At 49.5% G+C, this 11874-nt stretch carries 11 protein-coding genes; 9 read left to right on the forward strand and 2 right to left on the reverse strand.

The genetic code is table 11. From position 1 onward, the window contains the following. The first annotated feature begins 3 nt into the window (after positions 1 to 3). The 6 genes from AT705_RS06490 (at position 4) to AT705_RS06510 (ending at position 3743) form a co-directional block, all read left to right on the forward strand. A complete protein-coding gene (locus tag AT705_RS06490) occupies positions 4 to 783 on the forward strand; it encodes a TSUP family transporter (RefSeq protein ID WP_058795966.1) in 780 nt (259 codons plus the stop codon). Continuing rightward, on the forward strand, positions 780 to 1379 hold the full coding sequence (locus tag AT705_RS06495; protein WP_058795967.1) for a primosomal replication protein: 600 nt from the start codon (positions 780 to 782) through the stop codon (positions 1377 to 1379). Before AT705_RS06490 ends, AT705_RS06495 begins: the two co-directional genes overlap by 4 nt. 19 nt (positions 1380 to 1398) lie before the next feature. Further along, positions 1399 to 2325: a histone deacetylase family protein gene (locus AT705_RS06500; protein ID WP_058795968.1), complete on the forward strand. Its 927-nt coding sequence runs from the start codon at positions 1399 to 1401 to the stop codon at positions 2323 to 2325. A gap of 104 nt (positions 2326 to 2429) precedes the next feature. Further along, a complete protein-coding gene (locus AT705_RS06505; protein ID WP_010382527.1) occupies positions 2430 to 2702 on the forward strand; it encodes a late competence development ComFB family protein in 273 nt (90 codons plus the stop codon). After that, a complete protein-coding gene (locus AT705_RS24835) occupies positions 2699 to 2863 on the forward strand; it encodes a YbaM family protein (RefSeq protein ID WP_082668929.1) in 165 nt (54 codons plus the stop codon). The genes AT705_RS06505 and AT705_RS24835 overlap by 4 nt, the downstream gene beginning before the upstream one ends. An 85-nt stretch (positions 2864 to 2948) precedes the next feature. Next, a complete protein-coding gene (locus tag AT705_RS06510) occupies positions 2949 to 3743 on the forward strand; it encodes an NPP1 family protein (RefSeq protein ID WP_058795969.1) in 795 nt (264 codons plus the stop codon). A gap of 38 nt (positions 3744 to 3781) precedes the next feature. Here AT705_RS06510 and AT705_RS06515 read toward each other — a convergent pair whose 3' ends face one another. Then, entirely contained in the window at positions 3782 to 4240 is a 459-nt protein-coding gene (locus AT705_RS06515; protein ID WP_058795970.1) for a hypothetical protein, read from the reverse strand. A gap of 432 nt (positions 4241 to 4672) precedes the next feature. Between AT705_RS06515 and AT705_RS06520 the strand changes: the two genes are divergently transcribed. The 3 genes from AT705_RS06520 (at position 4673) to AT705_RS06530 (ending at position 9998) form a co-directional block, all read left to right on the forward strand. Then, positions 4673 to 7795: an efflux RND transporter permease subunit gene (locus AT705_RS06520; protein ID WP_058797914.1), complete on the forward strand. Its 3123-nt coding sequence runs from the start codon at positions 4673 to 4675 to the stop codon at positions 7793 to 7795. A gap of 9 nt (positions 7796 to 7804) precedes the next feature. Next, positions 7805 to 8893 (forward strand): efflux RND transporter periplasmic adaptor subunit, encoded by a 1089-nt coding sequence (locus AT705_RS06525; RefSeq protein WP_058795971.1) that lies wholly within the window; start codon positions 7805 to 7807, stop codon positions 8891 to 8893. Between the two features lie 187 nt (positions 8894 to 9080). Continuing rightward, complete coding sequence (locus AT705_RS06530; protein WP_058795972.1) at positions 9081 to 9998, forward strand: glycoside hydrolase family 16 protein; 918 nt, start codon at positions 9081 to 9083, stop codon at positions 9996 to 9998. 18 nt (positions 9999 to 10016) lie between these two features. Here the strand turns inward: AT705_RS06530 and AT705_RS06535 are convergent, their stop codons facing one another. Then, positions 10017 to 11648 carry a helix-turn-helix domain-containing protein gene (locus tag AT705_RS06535; RefSeq protein ID WP_058795973.1) on the reverse strand — a complete coding sequence of 544 codons (1632 nt, stop codon included), beginning with the start codon at positions 11646 to 11648 and terminating at the stop codon, positions 10017 to 10019. Positions 11649 to 11874 lie beyond the last annotated feature (226 nt).

Below are 11874 nucleotides of genomic sequence, written 5' to 3' on the forward strand. Positions count from 1 at the left end.
TCCATGCTCGAATTTGCTTTAGACCCAGCTACCTGGGCTTTACTATGTACAGTTGCACTAGCCGCTGGTTTTATTGATGCGATTGCCGGCGGTGGCGGCATGCTCACTGTACCCGCCTTACTCACCGCAGGGCTACCACCTCATGTGGCACTGGGCACCAACAAATTGGCAGCCAGCTTCGGATCGTTAACCGCCAGCTTCACCTATTATAAACAAAACCTCTTTAACCCAAGGTTTTGGGCCGCCTCAGTTCTGGCCACGGCCATTGGTGCTGCACTGGGCACTTTGCTGGTTGATTCACTGAGTATTGAATTTCTCAATAAGCTCATTCCGATCATCATTTTGTTGGTTGCTTTGTATAGCCTGTTTGGCAAAATGAGTCACAGCGACTCCATCGACTTACCGAAAAAGACAGGCGTGCTGAAAGCTAAACAGTGGCTACAAGGGCTGTCCCTGGGCTTTTTTGATGGTCTGGCTGGTCCCGGTACAGGCACTTTTTGGACAGCATCTAATGACATGCTATACAAAATGAGTCTATTACTTAATTGTGGTCTGGCGCGTTCAATGAACTTTGTCTCGAACTTCATTTCCCTGATCACGTTTGTCGCATTAGGTCATGTCAACTTTATGCTAGGGCTGACCATGGGTGCATTTCTGATGCTGGGCGCCTGGCTTGGTGCGCATTCAGCAATCAAATTTGGCAGCCGACTGATTAAACCCTTGTTTAATGCCGTGGTGATCGTGTTGACCGCTAAATTAATAGTTGAGGCCTACATGGTATGAGTCAGCCACTGGAAAAACTCAGACAACGCGTTGACGAGTTGCAACATCATGCTGAGCAATTTGATAAAGCAAAATGGTTTGATAAAAACCGCTATATTCAGTCACAACCCAGCCTGTTTGACAGCCATGTGTTTCGTAGCAAAAGCCTGAAGCTCAGTGACTATGTGGATGAAGTGAAAGAAGCAGTCGCAAACTTGCCCCCACAGTCGCAGCGTCATGCTTTGCAATATGCAGTGGAACACATTGGCGAACAAATTGAAGCCATTATTAAGGTGCTTAAATCAACCGGGGTCTGGGCCAAGGAAAACCGCTTTCAGCCACATAGAAAGGCAAAAGTGTACCGTCAGGCCGTGAAAAAGATCATGCAACCGTCTCATGAACTCTATCAGGAGTTATCTCAAAATCACGAATTCGAGCGGCGACTGCAAGAAATGATCTCGCTACGTCAGAACCAACTGATCAAAGCATCACCCGAGCAGGCAAGCCAGCTAAACAAAGAGATCCTTGCCCTGCACGGTCGACTTGGGCGGTGCAGAAAGGCCATCAGTGCAACCGAGGATAAGATTCAGCAGCAAGAAAAGCAGCGTCGATCCTGAACAAAGTAATAGTAACGTTATGTTGTTTTATCATCCCAGCTACAGTGCGCTATCTTTGCCCCCTAAGCACAGGTTTCCCATTGAGAAATATCGCCTGCTCTATCAACAACTGTTACAGACCCCGTGTGCCAGCGGGCTGATCCAACCTAATTTAGTCGCCTCACCGGCACAAATCACGCTATGTCATGATCCCGAGTATGTCTCTGCGTTTCTTAATGGCACATTGCCCGACGGCGCAATCAAACGAATGGGGTTTCCCTGGTCAGAGCAATTAGTAGAACGTACGTTACATTCTGTGGGGGCAACATTAGAAGCTGCTCAACAGGCACTCAGCGATGGCTTTGCTGCCAACCTGAGTGGTGGTTATCATCATGCTTTTAGCGACCGGGCTGCCGGCTTTTGTATCTTCAACGATTTGGCCATTGCTGCCAGACACCTTATTCAAACCGGTCAGGCCGATTCGGTATTACTACTAGACTGTGATGTACACCAGGGTGACGGTAGTGCAGAAATCCTGGCTGACGATACGCAAATAATCACTTGCTCGCTGCATTGTGAGCAGAATTTTCCCAAACTGAAACGTCAATCCGATTACGACTTCGCCTTACCGGTCGATTGCTCAGATGCTACGTATCTGGCAACACTCAACGACGCCCTGTCTTTGTGCACCCGTCTCCATCAACCAGACATCATCCTTTACAATGCCGGGGCAGATATATATCGCCTTGATGAACTCGGGCATTTAGCGGTTAGCCTGGAAGGTGTACTGGCAAGGGATACACAGGTATTAGGCCATGCCAGGCAGCAGGGTATTCCTTTGATGGCAGCGCTTGGCGGCGGTTATCAGCGTACGGTTAGCCGTTTGGTCAACGTGCATATGCAGCTTTTTATCGCATTGCAGCAGGTCTGGCCGGAACGCTTCACTGTCTCAAAGTCCCTTAAATAACAACACATTTACCCACACACCCGTCGTTAAAAATTGCCACTGGCATTAACCACTGAGGTGGTTTATGTTGTACAATTACAATAACTTCAAAATGGAGCATGACGATGAAACTTCATGATGATTTGCACAATTATTACGAAAAGATTGTGCTCGAAAATATTGAGGAACGCGGCCTTGACCACAAGTATGATGAAGATGTCATGGCCGACCTGTGTTGTACCGCACTGAACCGGTTACCTGCTCGCTATATTCGCTTCGATGTCGATATGGAGTTTTATCTGCCGACAGACGAGAGAACCGAGATGGAAGCACGGGTCAAGGAAGCCGTTGATTATGCACTTTCACAAATTTCGAAAAAGAAACAATTTCAGCCATGACCCAAAATACCTTAGAACACGCACCTGAGCACATTAAACTGGCCGTCGATCTGATCATGTTGCTGGAAGAAAATAATGTACCGGCAGAGCAGGTGCTCGCCGCACTTGAAATCGTTCAGGCAGATTTTGCCAAAAAGCTGGATACAGAAAGCTCACTCTAAAACAACAAAAAAATTCACAATTAATTTACCCTTATATCATATTCCCATCTCACAATGACGACAATTTATGATGTAAGGAACAAACATGACAACACTAAACCTACGTGCACTCACTCTGATCACATCCAGCCTCCTTAGCGGCGGGGCACTGGCAAATGATTTTGCGGCACTCGATCAAGCCTTACCTTCTGGCTATGCAATCAATGGGACCGAACCCGTATTCGATTTTGATGGGGACGGATGCCTGCCCAGTGCAGGGATCAGCCGCAGTGGGCAGCAAAATGCAGGATTAAAAACCTCAGGCAGTCTGGGTGGCAATTGCCGTGACAACCAATTCTTAAACACGTCAAACACTGTACATCGCCATGCCTGTAAAGAAACCGAACAGGGTCGTTTCTGTGGTCACTTCTATGCAATGTATTTTAAGAAGGATCAGGTATTTCCATACTTTGGAGGCGGCCATCGCCATGACTGGGAGTATGCAGCGGTATGGACCAAAGATGGCCAGGTGACACATGGCAGTTACAGCGCTCACGGAGACCTTTACACAAAACCAGCCAATGAGTTACCTTTTGAAAACGGCCATCTAAAAATTGTCTATCACAAAGACGGCATTCTGACTCATGCATTTCGATTCGCCAAATCCAATGAAGTGGCTGAAAATGGTTACAACCGCTTTGTGACGCCAAATATTATCAGCTGGTATACTATGTCAGGAGATGGCATAGACAATCAGGGGTTGCGTAACAAGCTAAACCTATATGACTACGGCTCGGCAACTTTACCAGTAAAAGACAGCCGTTTCCTGACTAACCTCAATCGATTCAAGCCTTCAGGCTATCCAACTTATAGCACGGCTGACGTATTAGCGGCTCAGTAATCTAAGCACCTGGCCCACGGCAAAAGTGGGCCACATCGCTACGCGGTTTTCGCGAGTGCCTCAGCAGAAGTTTGCAATTTATACTGGGCGAAAAAGCGACTATCTGCTTCTGAGTCACTAGGGCAGGCAAAATACGCGACATCATCGCGCACCGGCTCCGGCTGGGCGTGCTTACCATCTTCCCAATACAATACAGCATGTTTGACCAGCTCTTCCAGGTAAGTGTGATCCCAGCTGTAGTGGCAGTAACCGTGATGGTCAGACAGATAAGGCGCGTAGTCGCCACTGGTTTCAATATTGGTGACGCCATTTTTATAATCGGCGAACGCTTTTGCGTCTTCCTCGGCAGTGGCAGGGTCGACAAAATAGGCGACATCACGGCGCGGTGGCAAGGCCTGAGGCAAGCCAAACTTCTCTCTTACGGCCGAACATTCAACGACAATCCAGGAAACAAAATGGGCCCCTATCTGGTGATCCCACTTTAACGCAACAAACATCTCAACTCTCCTTCTAAGCTCAATTCATCTTGGTCCGTTCGGCCAATCCCATACTAAATTGGGATTGTACCTAGGAATGCGCGCGAAGCTTACCGGAAATTATTGTCAAAAAGTAGTCAATTCACCGTTTTTTTCATGACATTTTCTGATCTGGATTAGGAAATCAATGACTCACTCAGTACATTTTCACCCTCACTGAGCCAAGCGTACTTGATCTGGCATTCGTTTAAAAAGCACTCAAAAAGTGCCGGGCTGTGGCAGTCTGAAATGTGTCTAATTTGATGAAATCGTTACAAGGTATTACAGCTTGGTCAATCACCGCTAATATGTCGCTATTTGTCGTGAAATTTAAAAATGCGGGCTTACCTGATGCTAGCAGTTTTTTGTCATTTCATTAAACTGCACAGTGAAGCTCAACACTTGGACGTTGTTATGAACCTGACACGCAATTCACTAAAAAACCCTGCCGCTGTCATCGTGATCCTGGTGCTGCTAATACTGTTTGGCATTCTCAGTATTTTTAAGTTACCGATCCAACTTACGCCGGATATAGAACAACCACAAATAACCATATTTTCTGGCTGGCGGGAAGCGGCTCCCGAAGAAATCGAATCCGTTATCATAGAACCTCTGGAAAACGCGGTTAAAAATACGCCAGGCGCGCTGGAGGTAAACACCACCATCAACCGTGGCAACGGCTTTATCTCCTTAACTTTTGCCGTCGGTACTGACATGCAGCAAGCAATGCTGGATGTCCTGACTAACCTAAATCAGGCACCGCCACTGCCATTGGACGCCATTGACCCGGTGGTCAGTGCTGGTGGCAATGGTGGTCCCGCCGGACCAAACGCGGCCTCTTTGCTCGTCACCCCGCTACACTACCAAGGTGATGGTTTAGACCTGGATATGGCACAGTACCAAAAAACCATTGAAGAACTCATTGAGCCACGCCTTGCAAGCATTCCGGGCGTTGCCCGGGTCAACCTTGCCAGTGAGCGACCTAAAGAGCTTCGCATCACCTTTGATCCTCACAAAGCAGCCGCTCTGGGGCTCACTTTAGGGCAGATCAGACAAACTCTGGCCAGCTCCAGAGATACCTCAGGGGGCCTGGCCGATGTAGGGCGACGTCAATATACTGTGCGCTTTACCGGTCAATACGATCTTCAAGATATGCTGCAAATGCGCATTGCCTATTCTCAGGATCGCCCCATCTACCTCGGTGATGTCGCTACCGTTGCCGAAACTTACTCCGACCGACGAGCGATGAGTGGCCGTAACGGAAAGCCGGCCTATTATATCACCGTCTCCCGGGCTAATGGTGCCAACACAGTGGCCCTGCTTGATGGCATCAACAAGGCGATAGCCGAACTGAATGCAGGTCCTCTGCCTGAAGCAGGCATTGCGATTGAACTCAGCTACGATGCTTCGATCCATATTCGAAATGCGTTATTATTAGTAAAGAGCAATCTCGGACTGGGCGTATTATTGTCCCTTGCCATTCTCTGGCTATTCTTTAGAGGGATAAAAACCACGCTGATCATCGCAGCGACGATCCCGGTCTCTCTGATGGTTGCTTTTTTAGCCCTCAATGCGTTCGAGCGTAGCCTGAACGTGATTTCTCTGGCAGGTCTGGCCTTCGCTGTCGGCCTCGTGCTGGATGCGGCCATCATAGTGCAGGAAAATATCGCTCGCCTGAAGTCTAACGGGTTCGACAACTATAAGGCGGCTTTACGCGGTGCGGGACAGGTTGCCGGTGCCCTGTTTGCCTCTACAGCCACCAGCGTCGCCATCTTTCTGCCCATCTTATTCATGGCAGGTATTGAAGGGCAACTATTTTCCGACCTGGCATTGACCCTCTCCATCGCTGTGGTCGCTTCCTTATTATGTGCCCTGACCATTATTCCGGTCGCCAACCGCTATTTGCCTGATAGCAAAACGCAAACCGACCCCTACAAACACTATTGGCACAAACTGACCGCTCTCATCATGCGTCTGACCAACAGCAAGTTTAAGCAACTCAGCTGGGTTTGTGCCTTACTCGGCGGCTCTGCACTCGTCACCCTGACCATGTTGCCAAAAACTGATTTCATGCCACGCGCCCCGACAGATGGCTTTTTCTTCAATTTGATCACGCCGCCCGGTGGTAATATGGCCTATATGGAAGAGGAGCTGCTAAAACGCGTCAGAGCGCGGCTGATGCCTTATTATCACGGCGACAAGCAACCTGGTATCAAAGACTTCAACTTTTACATTTTTGGCGCCAATGCCGGCGGATTTATTTACTCCGCAGATCCGCAGCGAGTTGAGGAGCTAATGCAAGTGGCCCGGGAAGAAATTTTTGTCGATCTGCCAGATACTCAGGTGTTCTTTTTCCGGGGATCGATGATCAACATTGCCAACGGCGGTGACGGTCGCGATATCAATATCGAACTCACCGGGCCAAATATGGACGACCTGGTTGCCGGGGCAGAAGTTGCCCTGCAAGCGGTCCAAATCGCAATGCCCGACGCCACTGCGCGCCCACAGCCACGCCTGGATATGGCAGAGCCAGAGCTCAGGTTGCATCCCAATGACCGCCGTATTACTCAGGCCGGGCTGACTCGTCAGGATGTCTCGCAGGCAGTACAAGCGTTTACCGGCGGGCTATTTATCAATGAGTACTTTAACGGCAACGAGCGAATGAACGTTATTTTACGCGGTCAGACGTGGCAAACACCGGAAGAGCTCAAAGCTTTGCCTTTGTTCACGCCGGATGCCGGGATCCAGACACTGGGCGAGCTTGCCCAGGTCACCCGTACCGTGGGGCCCAGCCAGCTCCAAAGGATCAATGGCCGCCGTACAGTCAGCATCATAGTTACACCGCCAGCAGAGATGAGCTTGCAACAAGCACAGGCAATCCTGACCGAGCAAGTAATGCCTAAGATCAAAGCACAATTACCAGAAACAGCCGGTGTGATCCTCGGCGGAAATGCGCAAAAAATGAACAGCGCGATAGAAGAAATGACCCTCAACTTCTTCCTCGCTCTGTTTATTTTATTTTTACTGATGACCGCATTATTTAAATCAGTCCGCGACAGCGCCTTGGTGCTGCTCGTTATGCCACTGGCCATTGCCGGTGGTGTTGTCGCACTCTATGTGCTCAACCTGTTTGCCTTCCAGTCTTTAGACCTGCTCACCATGATCGGCTTTATCATCTTGCTGGGCTTGGTAGTCAACAACGCGATTTTGCTGGTTGATCAGACCCGCCACGCGCAAGCGCAGGGCATGAGCCGTCGTGATGCCGTCGAGCAGGCCGTCTTAATGCGCGCCCGACCAGTCTATCTCAGTACGCTGACCAGCCTGTTTGGTATGCTACCGCTGATGCTGATGCCCGGCGTTGGATCAGAGATTTATCGTGGCCTGGCCACGGTTATCGTCGGCGGCATGGCCATTAGTGCCCTGTTTACGCTGGTCCTGATGCCCAGTCTGTTACAACTTGGTAGGGATAAACAACCAACCTCGAAGGTCAATAACGATAACAACAAACCTCAGTTAAATCTGGTCTCGAATCAGTAGGAGTCCACAATGTTTGCAAGTCAATATAAACACGCTCTGGTCACCGTCCTTTTGACCAGTGCCGTCAGCTTCAGTCAGCTGGTGAACGCAGCCCAGCCTGTGACAGTTGAGCCTATATCTCAGGGCCAGCTGACCAGTCAGCTGGCCGTTAATGGGACCTTACATGGTAAGCGTGATATGGTCATCACGGCCGGTGTGTCTGGTCGATTACACTACGTTGCAGAGCCCGGTTTGGAAGTTGATAAAGGTGATGTGCTGGTGCGAATGGATACCCTGCCGCTTGAGCTGGAAAAAGCACGCCAGCTGGAGATGCTCAAACGCGCCCGGGTAAACTTACGATTTCAGAAACAAGAACTCGCACGCCTGACTGAACTGGCTAAAACCAGCAGTGCCGCCGCCAGTCAGGTAGACAAAGTGCAAAATGCCCATGATTTGGTGCTCTCAGATATCGCACTGGCGCAGGTTGAACTCAGAGTAATAGAAGATCAACTCAACCGTGCAACGGTCACAGCGCCATTCTCAGGCATCATTAGCAAACGTTACCATCGCGCCGGTCGAGACGTCAGCCGGGCTGATGAATTACTGAACCTGGTGGACATCCACCAGCTTGAGGCTCGCCTGTATGTACCCGTGAAATACCTGAGCTATGTACACACTGGCCAATCCTTACCTATTAGTGCCGGAAATCTGGATGCCCCGCAAACCACAACCGCACAGGTCAGTGCCGTGATCCCAGCTACCGATCCACGCTCGCAAACCTTTGAAGTGCGCGCGATGCTCGACCAGCCGGAAGAGTCAGATAACCAACAGCACTGGGCAGTGGGACAACTGGTAGATGTGTCCGTGCCACTGGCAGCCAGCGACCGGGCATTATTAGTTAATCGCGATGCACTGATATTGCGTAAACAAGGTATTCACGTGGTAAAAATCGATGCCAGTAACACTGCAACACAAATTCCCGTGACAGTAGGCCAGGGTCAGGGCCAGCAAGTAGCCATTACCCCTAAGCCAAGCTATCAGCTTATCGCAGGAGACAGAGTTGCAGTACGCGGCGCAGAGCGACTGACCGATGGTCAGGAAGTTGAGGTACAAAATTAACACAGCTTACTAGCCCAATGAGCCTGCTTAAGGAAGAGCTAAGGCTCATTTTTTAATTCAATCTAATAGAATCAAACATTTAATATTTTTTAATAAGCGCACTTTTATCAATTTAAGCGTTTTTAACTGGTATATCCTGCTGTTTCGGTCAACGCTGTTGCTGTCCAATAACAACAAGGAATACGCGATGAAAAACCCCGTCTTTTTTTCTTTTTCGGTCTTAAGTGCCAGTATGCTGATTGCCTGTACCAGCCAACCTCTGGGTGCTCAGCCAGTCCAAATCATGTTTGACGATTTCACTTATACGCGTTTTGAGCAAGCACAAGATAATGGCTGGCAACTACGCTCAGATGTCGGCCATCCCGGCATAAAGAATGCGATCTGGTGGCATGAAGGCGTGAGCTTCCATGCTGATCCACATAACCCGGATAACCGGGTCATGCGGTTAACCTCAAAAACCGATGGCAGTGCCGAAAATACCCGCCATGTACAGGTATGCCATAAACGGAAATACCTTGAAGGAACTTATGCCGCGCGGGTCTTTTTTACCGATAAACCCCAATATGGACCGGATGGTGACGGGGTGATCCAGACTTTTTATGCGATCAGCCCACTGGCCGCCCCTATGGATAAGAACTACAGTGAAATGGATTTTGAGTACCTGCCAAATGGAGGATGGGGCACCGACCGGCATGCCTTGTTCGCAACCTCCTGGGAAACTTTTCAGCTCACGCCCTGGACTAAAGTTAACGCCTATGACTACGACATCAACCCTCTAGAAGGCTGGAACACGCTGGTGTTGCAAGTTGGCAATAGCACGCTGAAATACTACATTAACGGCAAACTGTACGCGGAGCATGGCAGCAACGTATACCCGGAAGTGGCAATGTCGATAAACTTTAACCAGTGGTTTGACCCCAACAAAATCATCAATTCCAACGAAATGCGCCAGTACTATCAAGATGTTGACTGGGTTTACTTCGTCAAAGATAAGATTGTCGCAGTCAATGAGGTCGGCAAGCAGGTTGAACAATTACGCAAACAGAATGTGCGCCACAAAGATACCGTGCCATCCTCTGGGTATGATGACTATTGCAGCCTGTAAAAGCGCGGTACTGTGCCTTCAGTTGACCGTGTAAATGGGGGCTTTGGCAAACCAGGCCTCAACACGTTCAATCAACACCGGATCATCTGCACTTTTGGCCAGGGCTTTGGCACGTAATGCGAGCTGATTTGCCTGCTCAACCTGACGAGCCTGGCGCAGTAAATCAGCCTGCGCCAGCCAGATCCAAATCTGGTTAGGGACCGCGTTACTGGCCTCTGCCACCTGGTGTGCTTGTGCAAATAAACGCGTTGCTTCCTGATGCTCTCCCTGCTCAGTTGCAATTCGGGCCAGCTCAATCAATGCATTGGTCTGGCCATAAATCGCGTCAAAGCGTTGATGATAGCTCAGCGCTGAATGCAATAAACGAGAAGCCTCGCTATAGCGACCCTGAATGCGTTTTATCTTACCCAGCTCTTCCAGCGCGTAAGCAATAAATAAATGATCCGAATTATCACTGGCCTGCTCACGCGCAGTCGCTATGTACTTTTCTGCCCTACTCAGCTCGAGCTCACGATCTGTTTGCTGAGGCCAGTTAATGAGCAAATAACCCATCATCAGATTGGCACGCATACGCTCACGCCGAATCACGACGTCATCCCCGGTTGCCACAATATTTTGCTGCAACAGAGACAACGCTGCCGCTACGTCGCCATTATTTGCCAGACTTGCCGCAAGGTAACGCCTGACCGTCAAGGGATCGGCTGCGTGACGCAAGGCAGAGCGCAACAAAGCAATCGCTTCCTGATAGTTACGCGATAAATACATCTGCAAACCCCGGGCAAAGGCCTCATTGCTGAAATCCAGATTGCTTTGTATGTCTAATCTCTGGTCATGTTCGCCGTATCGCGTCACGAGCCGCGCTATCAATGCCTGATAGGCCAACTCAGGACCTGACGCAAAGACCACCCCTTGTTCAGCCCCGCGATTAAAGTGCAGCGTGTATTGCAACTGCATATCTTGTGGAAAGCCACTGAGGCGAGTTTCGACCAGTAAATCCGCCCCCAATCGCTCCTGGAGTTGCAACACATCCTGGCGTCGGGACAACCGGATCTGCGCTGTATCGTTGGAATACCAGGGACTGTGAGACAAAGTTGTTAACACATGCTCTGCCGCGACGACGGGCAACCCCCCTTCTGCCTGAGTGTGCTCACTTAAATAGGCAAGGCCATGTAAAGGCACAGCAGCATGCACATCATCGAGCATGGCATTCTCTATCGGCAGAAACGCAATGGTTGGATATCGCGTCTCAGGCTGATTGACTGCGCGCATCCCATTTAGCCACAACCCACTGATGATAAGCATAAGCACGACTGACACCACAGCAAAACGCCACTTGTCGGTCACTTTAGATCCCTGAATGGGAATTGGCGTCACAGCCAGTTGATAACCAATTCTGGGATGTGTTTTGATGCAATCTGCGCCCAGAATTTCACGCAGTTCGCGGATAGACTGAACCAACACTTGTTCCTGGACCACCACGCCCTGCCAGACAGTTTCCAGCAGCTGTGTTTTGGTCACCACCTTATCTGAATGTTGGATCAATATTTTCAGCACTGCCAACGTTTTAGCACGAATATCCTGCGATGCTTCGTGTGTGGTTGCGGTGCCTTTAAGTAAGTCTATTTCAACCTGGTTGAGCAGATAACGCATCGTTCCTTCTCTTGCAAAAACAGTTCTGGCAGCGGATAGCACGGTGTTCCCGTCATGAGTGTGCAATATTTCTTTTACGGGCTCAAGTCCCCTAAAGGCAGACATGGTGGATAGGATTAGTGAAGTGACAAATTTAACTGTTTTATATTCAGCGACCTAGTGTAATTACTGTGATTTTTTGGACACAAACCATATAAAAATTAACCCCTGTGCTACATTTTATGTG

The organism is Pseudoalteromonas rubra (genome assembly GCF_001482385.1).
In the GTDB taxonomy this organism is placed as follows: domain Bacteria; phylum Pseudomonadota; class Gammaproteobacteria; order Enterobacterales; family Alteromonadaceae; genus Pseudoalteromonas; species Pseudoalteromonas ardens.